The 23,768-nt window shown below is 61.8% G+C and carries 24 protein-coding genes; 14 read left to right on the top strand and 10 right to left on the bottom strand.

Annotated features, from left to right (window positions below; translation table 11 throughout):
• Positions 1–1,221, bottom strand: a complete 1,221-nt coding sequence (locus I7X09_RS17450; protein ID WP_124568096.1) for an SfnB family sulfur acquisition oxidoreductase — start codon at positions 1,219–1,221, stop codon at positions 1–3.
• Between the two features lie 98 nt (positions 1,222–1,319).
• Here I7X09_RS17450 and sfnG point away from each other — a divergent pair, with 98 nt between their 5' ends.
• On the top strand, positions 1,320–2,444 hold the full coding sequence (gene sfnG / locus I7X09_RS17445; protein ID WP_124568097.1) for a dimethylsulfone monooxygenase SfnG: 1,125 nt from the start codon (positions 1,320–1,322) through the stop codon (positions 2,442–2,444).
• Between the two features lie 20 nt (positions 2,445–2,464).
• Here sfnG and I7X09_RS17440 read toward each other — a convergent pair whose 3' ends face one another.
• A complete protein-coding gene (locus I7X09_RS17440; RefSeq protein ID WP_200313129.1) occupies positions 2,465–3,985 on the bottom strand; it encodes an aldehyde dehydrogenase family protein in 1,521 nt (506 codons plus the stop codon).
• A gap of 127 nt (positions 3,986–4,112) precedes the next feature.
• Between I7X09_RS17440 and I7X09_RS17435 the strand changes: the two genes are divergently transcribed.
• Both I7X09_RS17435 and I7X09_RS17430 read left to right on the top strand, forming a co-directional pair.
• On the top strand, positions 4,113–5,255 hold the full coding sequence (locus tag I7X09_RS17435; protein WP_095972794.1) for an acyl-CoA dehydrogenase family protein: 1,143 nt from the start codon (positions 4,113–4,115) through the stop codon (positions 5,253–5,255).
• Between the two features lie 9 nt (positions 5,256–5,264).
• Positions 5,265–5,957 (top strand): GntR family transcriptional regulator, encoded by a 693-nt coding sequence (locus I7X09_RS17430; protein WP_124568099.1) that lies wholly within the window; start codon positions 5,265–5,267, stop codon positions 5,955–5,957.
• Positions 5,958–5,966: 9 nt separating this feature from the next.
• Here the strand turns inward: I7X09_RS17430 and I7X09_RS17425 are convergent, their stop codons facing one another.
• On the bottom strand, positions 5,967–6,587 hold the full coding sequence (locus I7X09_RS17425; protein WP_234036612.1) for a TetR/AcrR family transcriptional regulator: 621 nt from the start codon (positions 6,585–6,587) through the stop codon (positions 5,967–5,969).
• A 116-nt stretch (positions 6,588–6,703) separates the two neighbouring features.
• On the opposite strand from I7X09_RS17425, the gene I7X09_RS17420 reads away from it, so the two are divergent.
• From I7X09_RS17420 to I7X09_RS17410, 3 genes are all read left to right on the top strand, one after another.
• Complete coding sequence (locus tag I7X09_RS17420) at positions 6,704–7,573, top strand: oxygenase MpaB family protein (RefSeq protein WP_200317891.1); 870 nt, start codon at positions 6,704–6,706, stop codon at positions 7,571–7,573.
• Positions 7,574–7,677: 104 nt separating this feature from the next.
• A complete protein-coding gene (locus I7X09_RS17415; protein ID WP_200313128.1) occupies positions 7,678–8,817 on the top strand; it encodes a serine hydrolase domain-containing protein in 1,140 nt (379 codons plus the stop codon).
• Between the two features lie 178 nt (positions 8,818–8,995).
• Entirely contained in the window at positions 8,996–10,147 is a 1,152-nt protein-coding gene (locus I7X09_RS17410) for a GGDEF domain-containing protein (RefSeq protein ID WP_234036611.1), read from the top strand.
• A gap of 9 nt (positions 10,148–10,156) precedes the next feature.
• On the opposite strand, the gene I7X09_RS17405 is transcribed toward I7X09_RS17410, so the two are convergent.
• Positions 10,157–10,360, bottom strand: coding sequence for a DNA-binding protein (locus I7X09_RS17405; protein ID WP_095972789.1), 204 nt, complete (start codon positions 10,358–10,360; stop codon positions 10,157–10,159).
• Between the two features lie 32 nt (positions 10,361–10,392).
• Positions 10,393–11,844: an MFS transporter gene (locus tag I7X09_RS17400; RefSeq protein ID WP_124568104.1), complete on the bottom strand. Its 1,452-nt coding sequence runs from the start codon at positions 11,842–11,844 to the stop codon at positions 10,393–10,395.
• Positions 11,845–11,907: 63 nt separating this feature from the next.
• On the opposite strand from I7X09_RS17400, the gene soxR reads away from it, so the two are divergent.
• Positions 11,908–12,348 (top strand): redox-sensitive transcriptional activator SoxR, encoded by a 441-nt coding sequence (gene soxR, locus I7X09_RS17395; RefSeq protein ID WP_060937845.1) that lies wholly within the window; start codon positions 11,908–11,910, stop codon positions 12,346–12,348.
• 12 nt (positions 12,349–12,360) lie between these two features.
• Here soxR and I7X09_RS17390 read toward each other — a convergent pair whose 3' ends face one another.
• From I7X09_RS17390 to I7X09_RS17380, 3 genes are all read right to left on the bottom strand, one after another.
• Positions 12,361–13,167 (bottom strand): ABC transporter ATP-binding protein, encoded by an 807-nt coding sequence (locus I7X09_RS17390; RefSeq protein ID WP_095972787.1) that lies wholly within the window; start codon positions 13,165–13,167, stop codon positions 12,361–12,363.
• A gap of 15 nt (positions 13,168–13,182) precedes the next feature.
• Positions 13,183–13,887: a FadR/GntR family transcriptional regulator gene (locus tag I7X09_RS17385; RefSeq protein WP_124568106.1), complete on the bottom strand. Its 705-nt coding sequence runs from the start codon at positions 13,885–13,887 to the stop codon at positions 13,183–13,185.
• A gap of 102 nt (positions 13,888–13,989) precedes the next feature.
• Positions 13,990–14,550, bottom strand: coding sequence for a QsdR family transcriptional regulator (locus I7X09_RS17380; RefSeq protein ID WP_003943195.1), 561 nt, complete (start codon positions 14,548–14,550; stop codon positions 13,990–13,992).
• Positions 14,551–14,709: 159 nt separating this feature from the next.
• Here I7X09_RS17380 and I7X09_RS17375 point away from each other — a divergent pair, with 159 nt between their 5' ends.
• The 6 genes from I7X09_RS17375 (at position 14,710) to I7X09_RS17350 (ending at position 20,760) form a co-directional block, all read left to right on the top strand.
• A complete protein-coding gene (locus tag I7X09_RS17375; protein ID WP_200313127.1) occupies positions 14,710–15,681 on the top strand; it encodes a phosphotriesterase family protein in 972 nt (323 codons plus the stop codon).
• Positions 15,682–15,684: 3 nt separating this feature from the next.
• Complete coding sequence (locus tag I7X09_RS17370; RefSeq protein ID WP_200313126.1) at positions 15,685–17,340, top strand: AMP-binding protein; 1,656 nt, start codon at positions 15,685–15,687, stop codon at positions 17,338–17,340.
• Positions 17,341–17,591: 251 nt separating this feature from the next.
• Positions 17,592–18,983 (top strand): MFS transporter, encoded by a 1,392-nt coding sequence (locus I7X09_RS17365; RefSeq protein WP_003943131.1) that lies wholly within the window; start codon positions 17,592–17,594, stop codon positions 18,981–18,983.
• Between the two features lie 68 nt (positions 18,984–19,051).
• Positions 19,052–19,726 carry a TetR/AcrR family transcriptional regulator gene (locus I7X09_RS17360; RefSeq protein WP_095972774.1) on the top strand — a complete coding sequence of 225 codons (675 nt, stop codon included), beginning with the start codon at positions 19,052–19,054 and terminating at the stop codon, positions 19,724–19,726.
• 38 nt (positions 19,727–19,764) lie between these two features.
• Complete coding sequence (locus I7X09_RS17355; protein ID WP_200313125.1) at positions 19,765–20,397, top strand: HAD family hydrolase; 633 nt, start codon at positions 19,765–19,767, stop codon at positions 20,395–20,397.
• Positions 20,398–20,472: 75 nt separating this feature from the next.
• On the top strand, positions 20,473–20,760 hold the full coding sequence (locus I7X09_RS17350) for a putative quinol monooxygenase (RefSeq protein ID WP_095972772.1): 288 nt from the start codon (positions 20,473–20,475) through the stop codon (positions 20,758–20,760).
• 94 nt (positions 20,761–20,854) lie between these two features.
• Here the strand turns inward: I7X09_RS17350 and I7X09_RS17345 are convergent, their stop codons facing one another.
• A complete protein-coding gene (locus tag I7X09_RS17345) occupies positions 20,855–22,357 on the bottom strand; it encodes a class I adenylate-forming enzyme family protein (RefSeq protein ID WP_200313124.1) in 1,503 nt (500 codons plus the stop codon).
• Between the two features lie 105 nt (positions 22,358–22,462).
• Here I7X09_RS17345 and I7X09_RS17340 point away from each other — a divergent pair, with 105 nt between their 5' ends.
• A complete protein-coding gene (locus tag I7X09_RS17340; RefSeq protein ID WP_206029810.1) occupies positions 22,463–23,176 on the top strand; it encodes a TetR/AcrR family transcriptional regulator in 714 nt (237 codons plus the stop codon).
• A 65-nt stretch (positions 23,177–23,241) separates the two neighbouring features.
• Here I7X09_RS17340 and I7X09_RS17335 read toward each other — a convergent pair whose 3' ends face one another.
• The gene (locus I7X09_RS17335) at positions 23,242–23,718 is read right to left on the bottom strand and encodes a MaoC family dehydratase (RefSeq protein ID WP_003942878.1); all 477 of its coding nucleotides are present in this window, start codon (positions 23,716–23,718) and stop codon (positions 23,242–23,244) included.
• Positions 23,719–23,768: the final 50 nt, after the last annotated feature.

The raw sequence follows: 23,768 nt of genomic DNA, 5'->3' as shown, positions 1-23,768 counted from the left end.
TTACAGCAGTCCGTGCCTCGGTGGGACCGTGCCCGACAGCGTCCAGCGGCCGATATGTTGGACCTTCCACCTCGTCGGATCGTGCAGGGTGTGCGTGCGTGCGTCACGCCAGAATCGCGAGAGGTTCGCTGATTCACCCGCGCTTCTGGTGCCACCGATCTCGAACAGGGTGCTCGTAGCCGCCAACGACGCTCGCGCTCCGACCACCTTGGCAGTTGCAGCGTCGATGGATGCTCGGGCCGTGGAGTCCTCGGTGGGATCTCGCCTCGCCACGTCGATCGATCGCGCCGCTTCCGCCAAGAGGGATCGGGCAGCGCGAACCTCGATGGCTGCTTCGCCGGCGAGTTGAACGAGCAGTGGATCCTCCACTGCTGTATCGACTTTCGCCTCGAAGAACGGACGCGCTTTTGCGGCGAGTTCTACGGATTCACGCAGCGCAGCTGATGCAATGCCGGTGTCGATCGCGGCGTGCAGAATCTGGGCCTGTGCCCCGTAGGTGGTCGGGTGAGTGAACAGCGACGTGAAGGGGACGACATTGAACCGCGGCACCGACACGGATTCGAGGATCACGGTTCCGCTCGCAGTTGTCTTCTGCCCCATGCCGTCCCAGTCGTCGACGATCGACAGTCCGGGAGTATTCCGGGGCAGGTAGACCGCAGACTTCACTTGAGCGCCGGTCTCCGTGAACTGATCGGCATTAGCCGCGCGCACGACGATCCAGTCCGCGAAAAGTGCTCCTGTGCAATAGAACTTGCGACCTTCGAGCACGAAGTCGTCCCCGTCGGGGGTCAGGGTGGTGCCGTCGATGTCGATGGTCTTGTTGCCGCGTTCGCTCTGCGCGTTGGCGAACTGCTTACCCGACAACGCCTCGGCGTAGAAGAACTGTTTCTGCTCGTTCGACCCCTGGTACCGGAGCGCTTCCAGGAAAGTGAAGTGGCTGTGCGGAATCTGCGCGATGCTGGGATCGCCTTCGGCGAGCAAACGGAAGACCTCGGCCAACGTCTCGGTGCTCGCGTCGATGCCGCCGAACTCCGTCGGCACGGATAGTCCGAGCAGGCCGGACTGCGCCAGGGTGCGGACCTCGTCTTCGGGAAGGAGGCGCTGCGCATCGCGGACACCGGCGCCTGCCGCGAACTCGGCGGACAGCTGCGACGCTACCGAGAGTGCCTCGTCTTCGCTGGTGATGCGGTGCGCGATCTCCTGAATGTCCACAGCAGTCATGCTGCCACCGTTTCACAGTCGCAGCACCCACCCAACACTTACAACCTGTGTGATCGCTACCCTGGAAACCCCTGGGAACTGCATGTTTGCTGGGTTTCATGTCTACTGAACGTATCGCCGACGAGATCAAGTTCGCCTACTGGGTGCCCAATGTCAGTGGTGGTCTGGTCACCTCCGACATCGAGCAGCGGACCAGCTGGGACTACGAGTACAACAAGAAGCTGGCGCAGACCGCGGAGAACAACGGCTTCGAGTACGCCCTGAGTCAGGTTCGCTACGAGGCGAGCTACGGGGCCGAGTTCCAGCACGAATCCACGAGCTTCAGTCTTGCGCTGCTCTTGGCCACCGAGAAGCTCAAGGTCATCGCCGCGGTGCACCCCGGACTCTGGCAGCCGGCCGTGTTGGCGAAACTGGGCGCTACCGCTGACCACCTGTCGAATGGACGATTTGCCGTCAACGTCGTCAGCGGTTGGTTCAAGGACGAGTTCACCCATCTCGGCGAGCCGTGGCTCGAGCACGACGAGCGCTATCGTCGCAGCGCCGAGTTCCTTCAGGTTCTTCGTAAGATCTGGACCGAGGACGACGTCGATTTCCGCGGTGACTTCTACCGCATTCACGACTTCACGTTGAAGCCGAAGCCGCTGAACACTCCGGATCGCCCCAATCCCGAACTGTTCCAAGGTGGTAACTCGGCGGCTGCCCGTGAGAACGCCGGTCGCTATTCGGATTGGTACTTCAGTAACGGCAAGGACTACGACGGAGTCACCGAACAATTGGTCGACGTCCGCCGTGTTGCTCGTGAGAACGATCGGGAGGTCAAGTTCGGGCTCAACGGGTTCATCATCGCCCGCGATACCGAGGCCGAGGCGAAAGACACGCTGCGCGAGATCATCGCCAAGGCGAACCGTCCTGCAGTCGAGGGATTCAAGAATGCAGTCCAACAGGCCGGCGCGTCGACCGCGTCCAAGGACGGGATGTGGGCGGATTCGACATTCGAGGACTTGGTCCAGTACAACGACGGCTTCCGCTCACAACTGATCGGCACGCCGGAACAGATCGCCCATCGGATCGTCGAATATCGCCGCCGCGGTGTCGATCTGATTCTCGGCGGATTCCTGCACTTCCAGGAAGAGATCGAGTACTTCGGGGCCAAGGTGCTCCCGCTGGTTCGCGAACTCGAAGCAGCCGACAGTGACGAGCAGGTGCTCGTCACCGCCGGCTGATCACCGCGGGCGCTGGTGATTCAGGACTTTGCGTGGCGCTTCGCCAGCATCCAACGAGAGATCTTCATGTCCCGAGCTTTTCGCTCGATGGTCAGCAGGTCCAGCGGAGCGCTGAACTTCTGAACGGCCAGTGATTTCACGCTGCTGAACTCACGCAGTCCGTCGGCTCCGTGGATTCGACCGAATCCGGAATCGCCGACCCCGCCGAATGGCAGGGCGGCGATTCCGGCGAATCCGAGAACCGAATTGACCGTGACTACACCACATTCGAGCTTCTCGGCAATCGCTCGCCCCTTCGACGAACTCTTGGTGAACACCGAGGCGCCCAAGCCGTACTTCGACGCGTTGGCGCGCTCGATCCCCTCGTTCATGTCGGCCACCTTGTTCACCACGACGCTCGGGCCGAACGTTTCCTCGGTGATCGCGGTGGAATCCTCCGGAACATCCGTCAGGATGATCGGATCGATGAACGGGCCGTTGAACGAATCAAGTCCGCCGAGTACAGCTTTCGCGCCGCGACCGAGAGCGTCTTCGATCTGGCCCCGAACTATCGCGGTCTGCTTTCCCAGCGTCATCGGCCCGTAGGTCGAGCTGTCGGTGGCACCGGCGTGGGCGTCCCGTAACGCGGTTGTGAGTTTGGACAGGAAGGCGTCGTACACGGGCGCTGCGACGTAGATTCGCTCGACGCCGGCGCAGGTCTGTCCGCCGTTGCCCACTGCTCCGAACGCGGCGAAGCTCACGGCCGCATCGAGGTTGGCGTCGGAGTCCACCAGCATGGCGTCCTTGCCGCCACATTCGGCGACCAGGGGAGTGAGGGTGTCCGCGCAGGCTGCCATCACGCGCTTCGCGGTAGCGGTCGAACCGGTGAATGCGATCTTGTCGACACCGGACGAACACAGAAGTGCGCCGGTTTTGCCGTCACCGGTAATGGTCTGCAGGACAGCATGTCCCGGTGCGGCGATGTTCCACAACCGCGCCAATTCGACGCCGACACCCGGTGAGAGTTCGCTCGGTTTGAAGATGACGGCATTACCGGCGGCCAATGCGTAGCCGATCGACCCCATCGGTGTGTACAGCGGATAGTTCCAGGGGCCGATCACGCCGACGACACCCATCGGCCGGTAGCCGACCGATGCAGACTGGTTGGCGCTGATCAGTCCTGCGCCGACGCGTCTGCGGCGCAACACTTTCTGGGCGTTGCGTGCCGCCCAGTCGAGATGTTCGACGGCCAGCATGACTTCGAGTAGTGCGTCGTCGCTGGGCTTTCCCGTCTCGGCGGAGATGATCGCTGCCATCGATTCGGCGTGAGTGGCGATCGCGGCGCGGAAATTGCCGAGCACCTTCCGGCGCCCTTGGAATCCGAGTTGATCCCACCACTTCGACGCGGTTCGCGCCGCGGCGACCGCCTTCTCGATCGCCTGCTGGTCGGCGATGGGGTGCTGCGCGACCACGGAGTCGTTGCGAGGGTCGAGGCTCGCGAAGGTGTGATCGTCCGATTTCAGATCTGTAGACGTGCTCTGGCGGCCGAGCTGTTCTGTCATGTTCTTCAGATCCTCCACATGTCGGTGCATCACATATATGTGATGTGATTTACTGTGCTGGTAGTCACAGTATGCGTCGGACGGAGCTCCGACAAGCCTCCAGCCTCATCTCACTCGGGAGTTTTCGATGTACATGGATTTCACGCAGGAGCAGTCTGATTTCGCCAAATCGGTAGCGGCGTTCTGTAAGAAGGAAAGTGGCACTCGTGAGCAGCGAGATCTGCTGACCGATCATGGCGCCCACAATCACAACCAGGCGTTCTACGAGAAGATGGCGGAATTGGGATGGCTCGGACTGACTGTCCCGGAGGAGTACGGCGGATCGGCCGGAAGCACGGTTGACCTGTGCATCTTCCTGGAGGAAGCAGCCAAGGGGATGGCGCCGATCGGTGGACTCGGCCCGACCGTCATCACGGGAGCCGCGTACGAGAAGTTCGGTAGTCCGGCGCAAAAGGAAGCAGTGCTCGGCGGGATCGTCCGTGGCGCTTCGCAGTCGATCTCGATGTCCGAACCCGAAGCGGGCTCCGACGTGGGCAACCTGAGTTGCCGCGCCGAGAAGGTCGACGGTGGGTGGCTGATCAACGGACAGAAGACGTGGTGCTCCAACGCTCACTTCGCCGAGAACATCCTCCTCGTGGCTCGAACATCAAGGGGCGAGGGCAAGCACGAGGGCCTGACGATGTTCCACGTCCCGGCCGACATCTCCGGATTGAAGATCAGCGGAATCGACACCATGGGCGGCAAGGAGGTCAACGATCTCTACTTCACCGACACGTTCCTGCCCGAGGACGCGGTGGTCGGGGACGTCGGCAACGGCTGGCGTCAGCTCATGGCCGGGCTCAACATCGAACGCCTCATCCTTGCCGCGATGATGCTCGGGACCGCGCAGCGGGCCTTCGACGACACCCTCGAATTCGTCACTACGCGTAAGCAGTTCGGCCGTCCGGTCGGATCGTTTCAGGCACTCCGCCACCGGATCGCGGATCTCGCCACCGAGATCGAATGTGGCCGTCTACTGGTCTACAGCGTTGCCCGCATGGTCGACGCCGACCCGACCAAGATGTTCCCGAGGGAAGCATCGATGGCCAAGCTCAAGCTGACCGAGACCGCCAAGAAGGTCGCGCTCGAAGGCATGCAGATGATGGGTGGGTACGGTTACGCCACTGAGTTCGACATGGAGCATCATGTGCGAAAGACTCTTGTGTCCTCCATTTATGGTGGTACCAACGAGATTCAGCGAGACATCATCGGCAAAACGTACGGACTGTGAGGATCGGTTGTGGCAACGTCTGCACGCACTCGGAGGGCGACATCTGAGCTGAGGAGGCGGCCACAGTTGTCGGAGGACGTGGCCAACCACGTTCGCAACCTGATCATGTCCGGCTCGGTCCGTCCGGGCGAGTTCGTCAGGCTGGACGAAACCGCGGCCGACCTCGGGGTCAGCGTCACGCCGGTGCGAGAAGCCCTCGTCGCATTACGCGGCGAGGGGATGGTCGAGTTGGTTCCACATCGTGGCTATCTCGTTTCGCCGCTGAGTCGCCAGGACATCGAAGACATCTTCTGGTTGCAGGGGCAGATCGCGGTCAAGCTGGCTTTGCGGGCGATGGACAGCATCACTGCTGATCAACTGGTGGAACTCACGGAACTCAATGCCGATTTGCGAGCGGCGGTCGACGCCTCGGATGCTGCTGCGATCGAGCAGTGCGAATTCGAGTTCCATCGCCTGATCAATCGCGCTGCGGGTGGTGCGAAACTGGCGTGGTTCCTGTTCGGCGCGATTCGGTACACCCCTGCTCGTCTCTACGCGACGGATCCAGGCTGGGGTGAGCTTGCGGTGTCGAGCCACGACGCGTTGATCGAGGCGTTCGAGAAGCACGATCGAGAACAGGTGGACGCGCAGATGAGTCTGCAGTTCTCCGACGGCGCTGCTCGACTTCTCGCTCACCTCGACAACATCGGGATCTGGGACTGAATCAGGAACTCAAGACGGAGGTAGGGCGGGAGCGAGCAGGATCGCTGCGCATTCGGCGACCAGTTCTTCTTCCGTCACGTCGATGTAGCCGTCGAGCCATGCACTGAGGGTCTGCGCCAGACCGCCGACCAGGAAGGTTGCCGTCAGCGTCAGGTGGCCGCTGTCATCCAAACGGTAGAAGGTCTTGGCGTTGGCGGCCAGGAGACCGATGAAAATCGTCGTCGACGCTCGTCGTTTCTCGGCCAGGACAGGGCTCGTCAGGGCGCTGGAGAACAGTAGACGTCCGCGACGGGGATCGTTCGCGATAGTGCGGACGATGTTCGCGATTCCGGCGAGCGCCTTGCCGCGTTCGGTCTCGGCGGCGTCCACCGCGGCCTGGGTCGAAACGGCGATGTCCGTGATGACGGTGTCGTAGACGGCGGACATCAGAGCATCACGATCGGTGAAGCTCTCGTAGAAGTACCTCGCCGCGACACCGGCCTTCTTGCACACTCCGCGGACCGTCAGTTCGGGCTCGGTCGAACCCATGAGTTCCAGACCGGCCTCGATCAGCGTCTCTCGTCGTTGGGCTACGCGGAGCGCGCCGTCGACGCCACCGTACGAACGCGGTTGGTCATTCATGAAGACCATCTTTGCATCCCGAGATTGCTTGACATCTCGGCATTTCAGCGTTTCACTCATCTGAGAACGTGCGTTCGCAGATATGACTTCGAAGGGGTTCTGCCATGACGGTGAGTAGGGATTCGATGGACGGGCGCGGGGAGGCGGTGGCGGATGGCAGTCGAGCGGTCGGCAATCGAGCGGTCGACATCGACGCCGAGGTCGAGAGGGCGATGTCCGGGCTCGGACTGTTGGCTGCCGGCGCGAATGTCATCATGCAGTTGGCGCGTCCGGCGGTGGGGTACGGCGTGTACGAGAGCAAGGTCGAGACCGGACGGTTGGATCGGCATCCGGTGAAGCGAACCCGGACGACGTTGACCTATCTCGCTGTCGCGAGCCTGGCGACTGACGAAGAGAAGAAGCTGTACCGACGTGCCGTCAACGGCTCGCACAAACACGTTCGCTCCGATGAGAACAGTGCGGTCGAGTACAACGCTTTCGATCCGGAACTTCAGTTGTGGGTAGCCGCCTGTCTGTATCGAGGCTTCGAGGATGTCTACACAATCTTGTACGGGGATCTCGATCCAGTTACTCAGGATGCGTTCTATCAGCGAAGCGCCACGTTCGGCACGACCCTCCAGATGCGACGCGACATGTGGCCGGCGGACCGGGATGCGTTCGAGGTCTACTGGAACGAGAACCTCGACAAGGTGGCGATCGACGAGACGATTCGTGAGCATCTGTACGGGATCGCGTCGGCGACCTTCACGCCGAAGTTGTTGCATCCGGTGGTCGGCCCACTCAATCGGTTTGTCACCACCGGGTTCCTGCCCCAGACCTTCCGTGACGAAATGCGGCTTCCGTGGTCAGCGCGTCGGCAGCGTAATTTCGACCGATCCATGCGTGTCGCCGCGCTGGTCAATCGGTTCAGCCCGAAGATTCTGCGGATGTTCCCCTACAACTTCTACCTCTGGGATCTACGTCGGCGCATTGCCAAGGGAATCCCGTTGGTCTGAGCCGACTCTCGAACTTGAAGTGATTGACACCACAGGTAAATCGGACACATACTCAACTTAGTTGAAGTTGACGTCAAGTTTCATCATTCCTGTGGAGGCTGTCAGTGGCGAACATCGAAGGCGTATGTGACCAGCGGTTCTCTGGCTTGAAGGAGGCGCTGGCACGCAATCTCGATTCCGGCGAGGATGTCGGGGCGGCGATCGCACTGACGATCGACGGCGAACCCGTCGTCGACATGTGGGGCGGGTGGATCGACGCCGAACACACTGCACCGTGGGCCCGCGACACCGTCACCAACGTCTGGTCCTGCAGCAAGACCGTGACCGCACTGGCCGCGCTCATGCTCGTCGACCGTGGGTTGCTCGATCTGGATGCCCCCGTCGCGCAGTACTGGCCCGAGTTCGCAGCAGCCGGGAAGGACCGCATCCAGGTCCGGCAACTGTTGTCGCATACGTCGGGTGTGTCGGGGTGGGATCAACCGTTCACCTTGGAGAACATCTGCGACGACGAATATGCCACCGCACGGTTGGCCACTCAGGCTCCCTGGTGGGAACCGGGAACCGCGTCCGGATATCACGCTCTCAACTACGGCCACCTGATCGGCGAGGTCGTCAGGCGCATCGACGGGCGAACCCTCGGCCGCTTCATCGGCGAGGAGATCGCGGGTCCGCTCGATGCAGATTTCCGCCTGGGGCTGCCGAAGTCGGAGTACGGCCGAGTCTCGAATGTCATTGCGCCCCCGCCGTTGCCGATCGACGTCGCGGCACTCGGGATGGACAACATCATGGTGAAGACGTTCACTGCGCCGCCGGCCGATGCAACAGGTTCGTGGACCGACGGGTGGCGCGCTGCCGAGATCGGTGCGGCCAACGGACATTCGAATGCGAGGGCGCTCGCACGTATTCAATCGGTGATCGCGTGCGGCGGCAAGGTCGGTGACGTCCGTCTGTTGTCGGAGGAAACGATCGACAAGATCTTCGAGGAACAGTCGTACGGGGTCGACCTCGTCCTGGGTGTGCCGGTCCGTTTCGGCGTCGGATTCGGCCTGCCGACGCCCGAGTCCGTGCCGTTCATTCCGGAGGGACGAATCTGTTTCTGGGGCGGTTGGGGTGGGTCGCAGATCATCATCGACACCGACAAGCGCATGACCTTCTCCTACGTGATGAACAAGATGGGGCCGGGCCTGCTCGGTTCGGAACGATCGGCGCAGTACGTATCGGCTGCCTACAGCGCTCTGAGCTGATCGGACGTGCAGTGTTGATCGACGGAACAGAGGCGTCGGCGTTACTCGAATCCTTGCCGAGTAATAGCTCACCGGTGTTCGGTTAAGCGTCCTCGGTAATCCGGCAGAACGGTTGGTTTGCCCGACCGGAGCTGACTATGCTGCCGGATATGCCAGTGCGCTCCGGGGGGAAATCAGCGTGTCCGCAACGTCGAAGTGTGCCGAAAGGTTGCACAAGCGTCTCGGCGGTTCGTCGATGAGTGGTTTGATCGAAGTCGTCGGACGCTGGTGGCAGACGCCCGACCAGTTTCACACGTTCAGTCGCTATCTCGAAGATCGCGGTTTCTTCACTGCCTGCCGGGTGTTGGTCGGCGGAACGGCGTTCTGGATGGGATTGGTGTTGCTGTCGGCCCGATTCAGTGACGTCGGTCCGCAAGGGACGTTCTGGCGGGCGGTCAATCTGACGGTCATCGTGTTGTGCCTCGGCGCGGCTCTTGTCTGGTGGGTGTTCCCGCCGACGCCGCTGTGGTCGTACACCTTCGTCGTGGGTTCCGACATCGCGATTGCGGCAGCAGCGGCAACCGATTCGGAACCGCTGGGCCGACTGATCGCGTGTGTCGTGTTTGCGTCGATCGGCGGCTATATTGCGTTCTTTCACAATCCGAAACTCCAAGTCGGTCACCTGGTCTTCGCCTCGATGGTCACGGTGCTTTCGGGGTGGACTTTGTTGTTCGGGCCAGCAGCGGACGTCGGCTTGGGGTTGGCGAAAATCGCGGTCGTGATGGCCACCATCATCGTGATTCCCGTTGTGTCACAAATCGTTCTGGCGGTCCTCGGTTCGGATGCCACCACCTCCGACATCGACCCGTTGACCGGACTGCTCAATCGTCGCGGACTGGCGCGTCGGGTGAACGACCTCATGGATGCTCCGATCACCGAGTCCGACGCGCTGCTCGTGGTGGTGATCGACCTCGACCGATTCAAGACGATCAACGACGTTCACGGCCACGACGTGGGAGACAGCACGATCATGCGAACTGCACTGCGTATTCGTCTGTGGACAACCACATCCGCGCTGACGGCCAGGATGGGAGGCGACGAGTTCGTCGTGGTGGAGCGCGTGCCCGTCAATGCGATCGCCAGGCTGGAAGGACAGATCCGGTCGGCCATGGACGGAGCAACCGACGATCCGCGGACGAGTGCCAGCGTCGGAATGGCGGTCCGGACCGCGCCACGGCATCCGGACGAGTCGGTGGACGATGCTTTCGCCGAACTCTTCCGTGTTGCGGATTCGGCGATGTACGAAGCAAAGCGGGAAGGCGGCAACCAGGTTCGCGCGAGCCTGGTCTGATGTGAGATCTCAGTCGGCGAAGCTCAGACCGCGTTCGGCGAGTGCTTCACGCAGAATCCTCAGTGCCTTCGGCCCCATCCCGTGCAAAGCGCCCAGTTCTTTCTCGGATACGGACGTCAGCTGTGCGAGTCGGGTGTAACCCGCCCCGATCAGCGCGCGCTGCGCGGGAGCCCCTGTTTTCGGGAAGTCGGTGTCCGGATCTGGTTCTGTCACTGGTCAACTCCTCGTGTGGGGTTTTCCACAGTCTAGCGAGTGTCGTGAACGATGTCGGGTCGGTCGAGTGCGCTTTCGGATCGGTCGATCTTGTCGAGCCGTCGCGGAAGTGCGCGGACTGCTACGGCAATGCCGACGATCGCTATCGCGGCGAATGTGACGAGAAGCAGCTGCGCAGAACGTAGCGTCGACGGTTCTCCGATGTTCACCAGAACTCCGGCCAGGGCTGCGCCGAAGGCATTGGCGATCAGCTGCACGGTGTTGATGGCAGCCGAGGCACGCGCCCCTTCGCCGGGATCGGTTACCGACGTCATCGCACCGACTGCAAGATGAGGCCAGGCGATGCCGATTCCGACGCCGGCGACCAACAGTCCGATCACCCACGCGACGATCGCACCGGCGCCGGCATGTTCGGTGAGGAATGCCGCCATGATGCCCAAACCGATCGCGACGAGGATTGGACCGCTGACAACGATTCGCCGCACCATTCGAGGGGCCGTCGCCGAGGCGCTCGGGATCTCGCCGAGAGTCCAGCCCAGAGCCAGTGCGGCGCCGAGGAATCCGGCTGCGAGCGGCGCCATCCCGGCAAGTCGTTGGCCGAAGAGGGGGATGAACGTCTCGACGGTCGACGCTACCGCGAGGACCACGATTGTCAGGTACACCCACTTGAGGGATGACGCGTTGAACGTCGACGGTGGTAGTACGCCGTGGCGCGAGCGGCGGTCTGCTGCGACAAAAGCGACCAGTAGCAGCACGGCGGCGAGAACCATCGCTGCAGTCACCGCGATATTGGACAGGATCCCCGCCACGCTGACCAACAAAGCCGCCGCAGTCAGCAGTGCCAGTGAGAGGACCGGCACCGGACTGCTGGTGGTGCTGCCCGGTTCGTGCGCGGGCAGAGCACCGGGAACGAGAGCTGCGACTGCGATCGTCGCGATGACCAGAACGCCGAAAGCCCACCGCCAGGCGCCGAATTGAGCAAACACTCCGCCGATGGCGGGCCCGGCGAAGGTGCCGACTCCCCACATCGCCGAGACCAGCGCGGCCCCGCGGGTCCACAGATGTCTGGGGAGCGCGGCATTGATGACGGCGTAGCCGAGACCAGCCAGCAGGCCACCTCCCGAACCCTGGATCGTGCGGCCGACCAACAGCAATTCCATGGTCGGGCTGACCGCACAGACGACGGTGCCGAGTGCGAAGATCGCGAGGCCGATCAGGTAGGCCCCGCGCGGGCCTCTGGCGGCGAGGACGTTGGTGACCAGCATCGAAGAGATGACGGAAGCGATCAGGAAGACCGTCGCGGTCCAGGCGTAATACTGCTGACCGCCGATGTCGTCGATGGCAGTCGGAAGCAGGCTGGTCGTCAGGTAGACGTTGGTCGCGTACAGCGCGACTCCGCCTGCGAGGACGGTTGCGGTGCCGAGGTATCGACCGCTCAAGAGCTGCCGCCAGGTTCCGGCGGGAGCATCGGTGGGGGAGTGCATGTTGTCGAAGGTAGAATCTCAAGTGCGCTTCAGGTCAATGTCGCGCAGCCATTGGGAGGCAGAATGATCCGTAAGAGTGACGAACTTCTCTCGATCGGTGAGGTATCGGCGCGAACCGGCGTCGCCGTGTCGGCGGTGCGCTACTACGAAACGCTCGGTTTGGTTCCTGCGGAGCGGACGGCGGGAAACATGAGGAAGTTCCCGCGGCACTCGATCCGGCGGGTGTCGCTCATCCAGTTGGCAGTCCGGTTCGGGATACCTCTGGCCGAAGTTGCCGAAGTGTTCGGGTCGTTGCCGCAGGGGCGGACCCCGACGAAGAAGGACTGGCGCAAGATTTCGACGGAGTGGAATCGGCGACTCGAGGATCGTAAGCAGGCCATCGCCCGGATGCAGGACGAACTGACGGGGTGCATCGGCTGCGGGTGTCTGTCACTCAAGACTTGCAACCTGCTCAACCCGGGAGACGAACTGGGCCGGGAGGGGCCCGGCGCCAGACGCCTCTGAAAATCCTGTCGGTCAGACCCTTTCGCGCGGTCTGGATTGTGCATTCCACCGACCACCGCGACGCTCGATCTCGATGGGATGCGAGAAGCACTCGCTGATGTTCTGGGTGGTGATCACATTCTCGGCGAGCCCGCTGGCGGTCACGACGCCATCCTTGATCAGCAGAGCGTGCGTGGTGGTGCTCGGAATCTCTTCGATGTGGTGCGTCACCAGAATGCTGGCAAGTGACGGGTTCTGATTGCGGAGATCGTCCAAAGCCGTCAAGAGTTGTTCGCGCGCAGCCAGATCCAGCCCGGTCGCCGGCTCGTCGAGCAGGAGCAGGCGGGGCTCGACCATGAGCGCGCGGGCGATCAGGGCTCGTCCTCGTTCGCCCTGGGACAGGTTGGGCCACAGTGCGTCCGAGCGCGGGCTCATCCCGAGTAGATCGATCAGTGCGTCGGCGTGAGCCTCTTGTTCCGGAGTCGGTGACCACCGGGGCATCACCTCGGTGGTGTTGGTGAGGCCGGTGATCACGACGTTGCGGACGGTGATCGGAATTCCGATCGTGTGACGCGGGTTCACGTGCCCGATGTCCATCCGCAGTTCCCTCATGTCGACTCGGCCCAGCTTGTGTCCGAGGACGTAGACGGAACCGCGAGTCGGATGGGCGGTTGCTCCGAGCAGGCTCAGGAGGGTGCTCTTGCCTGCGCCGTTCGCGCCGAGGAGGACCCAGTGTTGTCCGGGTTCGATCGAAATGTTGATGTCTTTCAACAAGTATCGGCCGTCGCGGACGAGATCCACGTGTTCGGTCGACAGAACTGTGCCGGTGGGGTGTTGCACGAGAACTAACCTCTCTTAGGCGTCGAGCACACGCAACCGCCGTAGGACGGTGTCGATGTTCGCTCGTGTTGCCGCTACCGCGGCTTCGGGGTCGGCATCTTGAAGTGCTTCGACCAACTGATCATGGGCATGTGAGGTGTCGGGGACGCCGGCCTCGTGGGCCATCATCTCGACGAGGGATTCACGAAGGAGTGGACGCACCGACGTGAAGAGCGAGAGCAGCACTGCGTTTCCCGACAGCCGAACGACCTCGGTGTGAAAATCGAGATCGACGTCCACGAACTTCTCGACATCACCCTCGAAATGACTGTGTCGCATGGTCAGTCGCCGCCGTAGGCCGTCGAGATCCTCGGGTTGTACCCGCTCCGCGGCCAGCCTGGCGGCCTCGATCTCGAGTGCGCGCCGCACTTCGAAGACCTCGAGGATCCGCGAGCGTCGAAGAAGTTTGGTGAATTCGTCGACGTGCTCGAGTTCGGACGCGGCAGCCACGAAGGTTCCGACGCCGTGTCGGACTTCGAGTAGTCCGTCGCGAGCGAGGAGGCGGATGGCCTCGCGAATCGAGGAACGCCCGACGCCGAGTTCGACGGCGAGGGCCGCCTCGCTCGGTATGCGCTCGGACGGCGCCCACGTTCCTTGCATGATTCGCCCGCGCAGCAACTGTTCGAGTTGCGGTACCAGCGGACCACTGCGAAGGGTGAATCCTGTGTGGTCGTCGGACACGGTTTGCCTCTCATTGGGGGTACCGACAGGGTAGCAACTCGTCAGACGTCTGAGGACTCGGGTTGACGGTGTGTCGCAGCAGAGCTCACGCGGTCGATGCCGTCAGTTGCGGGTGACGCCGAGGAGCAGAGCGATCAGGTCGAGGGCCGTCTCGATCTCCGCTTTTTCCCGCCCGAGTAGAGGCGCATAGAGGTGTACGTCGCAGATGCGAACGAGAGCTTCGCCCAGCACTTGCGGCGAAAGCGTGATCGTCAGCTGGCCGGCGTCGACCTGGGATTGCAGGATTTCGGCGGTGATGGAGGCGGATATCGATTCGATGGAACCGGGCATCATCGCAAGTTTGATGAACACCATCGGTTCACGTTTGGTCAGCGCTCGCAGTTCGGTCGACGATTCCACCGATCTCATGACGCGACCGAAGACGTCGAGGATGTACTCCGGACCTTGCCCCGACGCCTGCGACATCGCCTTCCGGTATGTCCGTTCGGTGGCCTCGGCCAGCACTGTTCCGAGCAGTTCGTCGCGGTTGCCGACCCAGCGGTAGAGCGTCGCGCGGCCTACTCCGAGACGTTCGGCGAGCAGTGACATGTCGAGTGGTTCCTCCGCGAGGTACATGCTCGCGGCGGTGTCGATCGCGCGTCGGCGTTCGAGGTCGGTAGGCATCGGGACATTCTCTCCGGTTGTCCGGTACTGCACAATTTCGGCGGTCGAACAGAGGTGGGCCTCGGGTGGATCCGAGCCTATTGACGAACCAAGCGACGTGAGACACACTAGCTCATTGTCTCATGTTAGTGATGGCGATCACAGTCAGGGGTTCGATCGATGAGTTCAGTACAAACCGTTCGTGGGCCGGTGGACACAGCCGATCTGGGAAAGGTGTTGATGCACGAGCATGTCTTCGTTCTGGGTGAGGAGATTCGTCAGAACTACCCCGACTACCCCGAACCCTGGGACGAGGAAGTACGGGTAGCGGACGCAGTAGCAAAGCTGACCGAGGTGAAGTCCCGCGGAATCAGCACGATCGTCGATCCCACGGTGATCGGCCTCGGCCGGTACATTCCGAGAATCGTCCGGATCAACGAGCAGGTCGATCTCAACATCATCGTTGCGACCGGCATCTACACCTACAACGACATTCCCTTCCAATTCCATTACACCGGACCGGGATTGCTGTTCGACGGCCCCGAGCCGATGGTCGAACTGTTCGTCAAGGACATCAGGGAAGGAATCGCCGGAACCGGTGTCCGAGCATCCTTCCTGAAGTGCGCCATCGAGGAGCCGGGGCTTACCCCCGGCGTCGAGCGGGTCATGCGCGCGGTCGGACAGTCGCAGGTGGAAACGGGAGTGCCGATCACCGTGCACACCAATCCGCACACTGAATCCGGGCTGGTCGCGCAGAAGGTTCTGGCCGAAGAGGGTGCGGATCTGACCAAGGTGGTCATCGGTCACTCCGGCGACACCACCGATCTCGACTACCTGTGTGCGCTGGCCGATGCCGGTTCGCTACTGGGGATGGACCGTTTCGGTCTCGAACCGTTCCTGTCGTTCGAGGATCGCGTCAACACCGTCGTGGAGATGGCTCGTCGTGGTTACGCGGAGAAGATGGTCTTGGCTCACGATGCGTCGTGTTTCATCGACTACTTCCCCAGTGCGGCACGCGAGGTGGCACTCCCGAACTGGCACTACACCCACATCAGCGATGACGTCATCCCCACGCTGCTCGAACGTGGCGTCACCGAGGATCAGATCAACACCATGCTGGTGGACAACCCACGTCGGTACTTCGAGAGCTGAGCTATGACCAACGTGTACGAGAGCAAGCCTTGGCTCGCCAACTACGACGCTGACACTCCGCCGAACGTGGACATCGAGCATGCCGATGCCCTGACGATGTTCCGTGCGTCGCTGGATCGCGATCGCGACGCCCCGATCATCAGGTACTTCGACAGGACCGTCAGCTTTGCCGAGCTCGACGAGATGTCGGACGCGCTTGCCGTAGCCCTCGCCGAGGACAGAATCGGTTTCGGTGACAGAGTTTCCTTTGTCCTGCAGAATGTTCCGCAGTTCGTGATCGCGACGGTCGCGGTCTGGAAGCGCGGCGCCGTCGTGGTTCCGGTCAATCCGATGTACCGGGACCGTGAGCTGGCCACCGTATTCGCCGACAGCGGCGCGGTAGCAGTCATCTGTCTCGAGTCCTCGGCCGAGACCGTGGCGACTGCGTCCGAGGGCACCGCAGTGAGACGGGTCGTCACCACGTCGGAACTGGATTTCCAGTCGCGCGACGATGAACGAATCTTCGGTTCGGCGTCCAGGATTCGTCATGATGGATTTCCGGATCTACTGGAATTGATCGAGGCTCATCGAGGGCAGAAGCCCGAGAAGGTCGATCTGTCCCCGGAAGACCTTGCCTACCTTCCCTATACGTCAGGGACAACCGGCCCGCCGAAGGGGTCGATGAACACACACGCAAATGTCGTGTTCGCAGCACAGATCTATCGGGACTGGTTGGGGTTGCGCCCCGGCGGCGCGATGTTCGCGGTGGCGCCACTGTTCCATATCACCGGGTTGATCGGGCACGTCGCGGCTCCACTCCTGGCCGGCGCGCCCACGATTCTGACCTGCCGATTCCACCCCATTGTTGCAGCGGAATCGATTTCGGAACATCGGGCCACCGCGATCATCGGTGCGATCACCGTATTCATCGCGTGGACGGACAGCGCGGCAGTCTCGAAGGAATCGCTGAGCAGTCTCGAGTCGGTGTATTCAGGTGGCGCGCCGATCCCGCACGCGGCGTTGGAAGCGTTCCGGGCGAAGTTCGGTCACTACATTCACAACGGCTACGGGCTGACCGAGACGAACAGCCCGGCAATCGTGGTACCGAATTCGCGTGAAGCGCCGGTGGATCCGTCGTCGGGCGCCGTTGCCGTCGGTGTTCCGGTATCGAACACGTACGCCGAGATAGTGGACGAGAACGACAAGCCGGTATCGATCGGCGAGTACGGCGAGATCGTGGTCTCCGGTCCGCAGGTCGCGCTCGGTTACTGGAACAAGCCGGAGGAAACTGCACATGCCATGCCAGGCGGTCGTTTTCACACCGGCGACATCGGATTCATGGACAGTGACGGTTGGTTTTACGTCGTCGACCGGATGAAGGATCAGATCAATGCCTCGGGCTTCAAGGTGTGGCCGCGCGAAGTGGAAGATGTTCTCTACGAACACCCTGCCGTGCGGGAAGCCGCCGTCGTCGGTGTCATGGATCCGTACCGCGGTGAAACCGTGAAGGCCTTCGTGTCGTTCAAGGAAGGATCCGAAGCGACCACCGAGGATCTGGTCGAGTTCTGCAAGGAAAGACTTGCAGCATACAAGTATCCGCGCATCGTCGAGATCATGAACGACCTGCCCAAGACCGTGAGCGGAAAGATTCTCCGTCGCGAACTGCGGGTACCGAGCTAGATCCACCTGACAAACGAATTGCCGGCCGCCGACAGGGTGAGCCGGCCATTCGTCGTGGTGATCGGCGAGCATCGATAGGGGATTTAGTCCCTTATGCGGCAATGCATTTCAGTGATTGACATCACTCTTTTTGTATCGCAGACTGATCGCAACGCCACAGAGTTGAAGTTGGTGTCAGTTTCTACTTCTGGCTCCGGTTTCACTTCTCAACTCCCGGCGCGACGAGCGTCCGACCCATCGAGGAGTAACCCATGACGAGATCGGCAGTGGATTCGAGCACGCAGGCAGGGGGCCTGTCCGATCAGGAACGGAAGAAGAAGAAGGCGCACCGCAAACTTCTCGGCGCGGGACTGCTCGGCAGTTCCATCGAGTGGTACGACTTCTTCTTGTACGGAACGGCTGCGGCACTGGTCTTTCCGCATGTGTTCTTCCCCGATTCATCCGCACTGATGGGCACACTGCTCTCGTTCAGTACGTTCTGGGCCGGCTTCGTGGCCCGTCCCATCGGTGGTTTGGTCGCCGGACACTTCGGCGACAAGTACGGACGCAAGCCCGCCGTCGTCACCTGCCTGTTGCTGATGGCTGTCGCGACGTTCCTGATCGGCGCGATTCCGAGTGCTTCGGCAATCGGCGTCGTCGCTCCGATTCTTCTGGTGACACTGCGATTCATCCAAGGCCTCGCCTGCGGTGGCCAGTGGGGCGGAATCGTCCTTCTCCTCACTGAATCCGCGAGTCCCAAGAAGCGTGGATTCTCAGGCACTTTCGGTCAGATGGGTGTGTCGTTCGGTGTAGTGCTGGGCAACTTGGTCTTCCTCGTCGCGACCGCGACCATTTCCAACGAAGCATTCCTGAGCTGGGGTTGGCGGGTTCCGTTCTTCGCCAGCGCGCTGCTCTTCCCGGTGGTTCTGTACATCCAGACGAAGGTCGAGGACACGCCGGAGTTCCTCGAGCTGCAGGAAGATGCAAAGAAGAATCAGAAGGATGTCGTCGTTCAGGCTCCACTGGCTCAGGCGCTCAAGGATCACTGGCGCAAGATTCTGCTCGGTTGCGGACTTCTGGCCGCCACCAATGCGCTGTTCTACATCAGTATCGCCGGTGTGCTCAGCTACGGCACAACCGAACTGGGGTTGAAGCGGAACTCACTGCTCATCATCTCGCTCCTGAGTGCGTTGCTGACAGTCGGCGTGGTGCTGTGGTCCGGGAAGATGTCGGACAAGATCGGTCGTCGTCCGATGATCCTGATCGGCGCCGCGGCGATCGTGGTGTGGGCATTCCCGTATTTCTGGTTGATCAACACCAAGTCCCTGCCGCTGTTCTTCATCGCAGTCACGGTCGGCAGCGTGTTCCAGTCGATGACCTACGGGCCGATCGCGGCATACATGGGTGAGCTGTTCGCACCCAACGTGCGTTACTCGGCAGCATCGTTGGCCTACCAGTTGGCCGCGATCACGGTCAGTGGTGGAACCCCGTTCATCATGACCGCGCTTATCGCGAAGACCGGAACCACGACGTGGGTTGCCGTGTTCGTAGCACTCATGGGTTTGGTGACCTTCTTCAGCGCCTGGGTACTGAAAGAGACCAACCCGAAGGAAGTTCGGGACGATCCGAACGCCATTCCCGGCGCGCATCTCTACGCCAAGTAGTACCTTCGGTTTCGAACAGACGCCCGCTACCGGTCACCGGTGGCGGGCGTCTGACGTATAACTGGAGCATGGCTGCAGCACGCACAGGCTCCGAAGATGCTTCGTCGACAGTGTCACGGGAACTTCCCTCCACTCAGCGTGGTTTGCGTACGCGTCGATCGTTGATCGATGCAGCTCGCACCGTCTTCGAGCGGACCGGTTATCTGGACTCGCGTCTGATCGACATCACGGTGGAGGCCCAGTGCTCGGCCGGCACCTTCTACACCTACTTCGCGAGCAAGGAAGAGATCTTCGCAGCAGTGATGGAGCTGGCGCGAGAAGACATGATGCATCCGGGAATGCCGCACACTCCGAAAGGCGCCGATCCCGCTGACGTCATCGCGGCGAGTAACCGCGCATACCTCGAGGCGTACCGACGGAACGCGAAGCTGATGGGACTGCTCGAGCAGGTCGCAAGCATCGATCCGGAGTTCCGGGTTCTGCGCCTCGAGCGCGCTGACGCGTTTGTTCGACGCAACGCGCGCAGTATCGAGAAGCTGCAGAAAGCGGGTCTGGCGGACGCGAATCTCGATCCGCTCCTGACGTCTCGGGCGCTCTCCGGGATGATCAGTCGACTTGCGTTCGGGTACTTCGTATCCCGCGGCGGCGAGGACGGCGCGGCTGGAGTTACCTTCGACGGTCTGCTCGATACGGTCAACCGGTTGTGGATCAACACTTTGCAATTCTCGCTGCAACAAAATTGATGTTGACGCCGGGTTCATGTCTGGTGTCTGATGGAGGAATGACACCCACGCGTACGGCAGTGCTCGTCGATTTCGGTGGAGTCCTCACCTCCAGTGTTCTGCAGGCCTTCGAAGACTTCGGGGCCTCGCTCGGCGGCGACCCACGACTTCCGTTGACCCTGATTTCCCGCGACGACGTCTCGAAGAAGCTGCTCTCCGATCACGAATCCGGAAAGATCGACCAGGAGGCCTTCGAGGTCGGATTCGGGGAACGGCTACGAGCACACGGCGCCGTCGTCGACAGCGCCGGATTGGTGGACCGGATGCAGGCCGGGCTGATTCGAGACGAGGAGATGGTGCGTCTGCTCGCAGATGTTCGGGCGGCGGGACACCCTGTTGCGCTCGTGTCGAATGCTTTCGGGCGTGATTGTTATGCGGGATTTGTCCTCGAGGAGTTGGCCGATGAGGTGGTGATCTCCTCGGAAGTTGGGATTCGTAAGCCTTCTCGTCAGATCTACACCATTGCGTGTGAGCGTCTGGGCGTCGCGCCAGACGACGCCGTGATGATCGACGATCTGCAACAGAACCTCGACGGTGCGGCGCGGTTGGGGATCGCCGGCATTCTTCACGCTGATGCGGAAAGCACTCGCAGACAATTGGAATCGACGTTCGGACTACTGCCCACGCGGTGAAACTGTAGGTTCCTCGGTAACACGTGGACACTGCTGGAACACTCGGATATTGCCGGAACACTTTTGGAGGAATGAATGATTGCTGTCATCGCGGATATCACCGTCAAGGACGGAAGCGGCGAGCAGTTCGAAGCCGTAATCGCCGAACTCGCCGAGAAGGTGCGCACAGAAGAGCCCGGAACAATTCTGTATCAACTGATCCGCTCGAAGACGGATACGAATTCCTACAAGTTCATGGAGCTGTACCAGGACGGCGCTGCCATCAAGGCACACGGAACGTCCGAGCATTTCCAGGCTGCAGGAAAGGCGATGGCGCCGTTCCTCGCCGGCGCCCCGCAGATCGAGTACTTCGACGCTCTCTGAGCGAATGGTCAGGGCTCTCTGAGCGCATGTACACGGCTCTGTGAGCGTATGAACAGGTGAGCCCCGGCGAAATATCGCCGGGGCTCACCTGTTTTTAGTTCTGCTTCTGGGCGAGGAGTTCGGTGCGGTCGATCGATCGCTTGAGGATCTTCCCCGTCGAACCCTTCGGGAGGGCATCGATGAACTGGACCACCCGCGGAATCTTGTAGGCGGACAGACGTTCCCGAGCCCACGAGGTGACGGCGTCTGCCTCGAGTTCGGAGCCTGGGCGCACGGCCACCACTGCCGCGACCTCCTCGCCGTAGTAGTCGTCGGGTATGCCGATCACCGCGGCCTCGATGATGTCGGGATGCTGGTAGAGCACCTCTTCGACCTCGCCTGGATAGACGTTGTATCCACCACGGATGATGAGGTCCTTGACTCGGTCGACGATGCGAAGGTCACCGTCGGCGTCGGTCTCGCCAAGGTCTCCGGTGCGGAACCATCCGTCGTCGGACAGGACGGCGGCCGTGTCGTCAGGGCGCTTCCAGTAGCCCTTCATGACCGTCGGTCCTTTGATGAATACTTCGCCCACTGTGCCTGCCTCGCAGACATTTCCGTCGTGATCACGAACCTCGACCTCGGTCCGCGGTACGGCGCGGCCGGTGTATCCGATCTTTGCAACGCGGTCGATGCTGTTGAAAGTTCCGAATGCGCTCGTCTCGGTCAGGCCGTAGCCCTCGAGGATCGTGCAGTTGAACCGTGCTTCGAAGGCGCGAGCAACTTCACCGGGAAGTGATGCGCCACCGGAGATTGCGATCCGCAGTTGCTCGAAGTCGGAGCTGTCCACGTCGGCGGCGGCGTGCAGCATGGCATTCCACATGGTGGGGACGCCGGCCATGACGGTGAGTTTGTCCCGGCGCACCAGATCGAGCATGGCGGTGGGGTCGAACCGGGCGAGCAGGGACAGTGATCCGCCGCCGGTGAAGGTTGCCATCATGACCGAGCCCTGGCCGAAGATGTGGAAGAGCGGCAGTCCGGTTCCGGTGCGGTCCGAAGGGTTTCCGCGGCTACTCTCGGCGCCGATCTCACCGGCGGACAACAAATTCCCGACGGTCAGCTGAGCACCCTTCGGGCGTCCGGTGGTGCCGGAGGTGTAGAGAATCGCCGTGGTGTCTGCTGCCACACGGTCGACCACAGTTGCGGGTGCATGATCGGCCTTCGCCGATTCTTCGGTGAGCGTCCACACCCGGACGCCGCGCGCACTCCCTGCATCCTGGACTGCGGACCCGAGTTGATGCCACGCGATGGCGAGGGAAATCTCCGCGTCGTCGAGAACGTACTCGACTTCGGGTTGCGCCGACATCGTGTTGATCGGTACCACGACACAACCTGCGGCCTGAATTCCCATGTACGCCACGATGAATTCCGGCACCGACGGCGCTGCGAGCAGAACGCGGTCGCCGACGCTCAACCCTTCGTCGCGAATGCGGCCGGCGAACGCCAGAGATGCGTCGTGAAGCTGCCGGTATGTCCAATGATTATCCGTGCCGCGAATTGCAATATTGTCCGGAGTGGCTTCCGCGTGACGGGTCACCGGGTCGAGAACGCTAACCATGGTTCTGCCTTTCGGGAGGAATCGACCGATTGTGTGTCCTGGGTCTCACCAGAGCGTACACTTGAATCCGGCGTCAACATCGAGTCTGCTGGGATTGTCCCGAAAATGATGTTGACTCGGAAGGATGAGGAGCGCACCGTGCTCGACGACGAATCGCGAATTGCCGCCTTACCGGTGGCTCCGCCAGCGCTGCTCCGTGATCGACCGACCACCGAGCGGGGTACCCGCACGCGTGCGGCATTAGTTGCCGCTGCCCGTAAGGTTTTCGAGCGTAGTGGCTATCTCGATGCCCGTCTGATCGACATCGCCAAAGAAGCCGGCTGCGCTACGGGATCGTTCTATACGTACTTCGCGAACAAGGAAGAGGTGTTCGCCGCCGTCCTCGAGGTCGCGCGAGACGACATGATGCATCCGGGCATGGGACGCGTTGCGGGCGCGGACGATCCGTACGCCGTGCTGGAGGCGAGCAATCGAGCGTATCTGGCCGCGTACCAACGCAATGCGAAGTTGATGGGGCTCATGGAGCAGGTCGCTCACATCGACCCGGAGTTCCGGAAGTTCCGCAGCGAACGTGCCAATGCGTTCATACGCCGTAATGCCCGCGGGATTGCAGATCTGCAGTCCCGCGGCATCGCGGACACGACGCTGGATCCGATGACGGCGTCGATTGCTCTGTCCGGCATGGTGAGTCGACTCGCCTACAGTCTGTTCACCCTCCGTGAGGGTGAGGTGGACGGGCGTTCGCCGGAGTTCGATCAGATTGTCGCCACGGTGACCGATCTGTGGGCGAACGCTCTCAAATTTCCTGACCGTCTCTGACGAGGGGCCGCCCCGGGCCGGGAGGCTCGGAGCGGCCGGGGTATGCAGGTTCAGCCCTTCTCGATTCAGCTCTTCTCGACGACGCGAGCGACGGATTCGGCGACGACCACGGGCTTGTCGGAACCTTCGCGCTCGACCACCTGGCTCATCTTCACTTGGATTCCGCCGGGCAACTGCTCTGCGGACACGACGGTTGCGCGCATGCGGACCCGGGATCCCACAGGAACGGGAGCGGGGAAGCGAACCTTGTCGTAGCCGTAATTGAGGCTGTGGGCGAAGCCGTCGAAGTGGATGAGTTGGTAGGAGAACTGGGGGCCCAGCGAGAGGCTGAAGAGTCCGTGCGCGATGGTGCTGCCGAGCGGGCTCGATGCGGCTCGTTCCGGGTCGACGTGAATCCACTGATGATCGTTTGTGGCTTCGGCGAACGCGTTGATGCGCTCCTGGGTGATGTCGTACCACTCCGTCGGGCCAAGTTCCTGGCCGATGAGCTTCTCGAGCTCGGCGAAGGTGGACGGGCGGACGGGCAATTGGTTTTCAGTCATCGTTGATCCCTTTACTCGCAGTTCAGGAGGACGGAACGGGCCGTTCGGGT

This window comes from Rhodococcus sp. P-2 (genome assembly GCF_016598535.1).
In the GTDB taxonomy this organism is placed as follows: domain Bacteria; phylum Actinomycetota; class Actinomycetes; order Mycobacteriales; family Mycobacteriaceae; genus Rhodococcus_F; species Rhodococcus_F baikonurensis.
Note: the sequence above shows the minus strand (reverse complement) of the source record. Positions and strands in the feature narration are given on the sequence as shown.

Bases quoted from the DNA above. Each gene is read 5' to 3' on its own strand.
- I7X09_RS17450 (WP_124568096.1), bottom strand. From the start codon at position 1,221: ATGACTGCTGTGGACATTCAGGAGATCGCGCACCGCATCACCAGCGAA.
- sfnG (WP_124568097.1), top strand. From the start codon at position 1,320: ATGTCTACTGAACGTATCGCCGACGAGATCAAGTTCGCCTACTGGGTG.
- I7X09_RS17440 (WP_200313129.1), bottom strand. From the start codon at position 3,985: ATGACAGAACAGCTCGGCCGCCAGAGCACGTCTACAGATCTGAAATCG.
- I7X09_RS17435 (WP_095972794.1), top strand. From the start codon at position 4,113: ATGTACATGGATTTCACGCAGGAGCAGTCTGATTTCGCCAAATCGGTA.
- I7X09_RS17425 (WP_234036612.1), bottom strand. From the start codon at position 6,587: ATGGTCTTCATGAATGACCAACCGCGTTCGTACGGTGGCGTCGACGGC.
- I7X09_RS17420 (WP_200317891.1), top strand. From the start codon at position 6,704: ATGGACGGGCGCGGGGAGGCGGTGGCGGATGGCAGTCGAGCGGTCGGC.
- I7X09_RS17400 (WP_124568104.1), bottom strand. From the start codon at position 11,844: ATGCACTCCCCCACCGATGCTCCCGCCGGAACCTGGCGGCAGCTCTTG.
- soxR (WP_060937845.1), top strand. From the start codon at position 11,908: ATGATCCGTAAGAGTGACGAACTTCTCTCGATCGGTGAGGTATCGGCG.
- I7X09_RS17380 (WP_003943195.1), bottom strand. From the start codon at position 14,550: ATGCCTACCGACCTCGAACGCCGACGCGCGATCGACACCGCCGCGAGC.
- I7X09_RS17375 (WP_200313127.1), top strand. From the start codon at position 14,710: ATGAGTTCAGTACAAACCGTTCGTGGGCCGGTGGACACAGCCGATCTG.
- I7X09_RS17370 (WP_200313126.1), top strand. From the start codon at position 15,685: ATGACCAACGTGTACGAGAGCAAGCCTTGGCTCGCCAACTACGACGCT.
- I7X09_RS17365 (WP_003943131.1), top strand. From the start codon at position 17,592: ATGACGAGATCGGCAGTGGATTCGAGCACGCAGGCAGGGGGCCTGTCC.
- I7X09_RS17360 (WP_095972774.1), top strand. From the start codon at position 19,052: ATGGCTGCAGCACGCACAGGCTCCGAAGATGCTTCGTCGACAGTGTCA.
- I7X09_RS17355 (WP_200313125.1), top strand. From the start codon at position 19,765: ATGACACCCACGCGTACGGCAGTGCTCGTCGATTTCGGTGGAGTCCTC.
- I7X09_RS17350 (WP_095972772.1), top strand. From the start codon at position 20,473: ATGATTGCTGTCATCGCGGATATCACCGTCAAGGACGGAAGCGGCGAG.
- I7X09_RS17345 (WP_200313124.1), bottom strand. From the start codon at position 22,357: ATGGTTAGCGTTCTCGACCCGGTGACCCGTCACGCGGAAGCCACTCCG.
- I7X09_RS17340 (WP_206029810.1), top strand. From the start codon at position 22,463: ATGATGTTGACTCGGAAGGATGAGGAGCGCACCGTGCTCGACGACGAA.
- I7X09_RS17335 (WP_003942878.1), bottom strand. From the start codon at position 23,718: ATGACTGAAAACCAATTGCCCGTCCGCCCGTCCACCTTCGCCGAGCTC.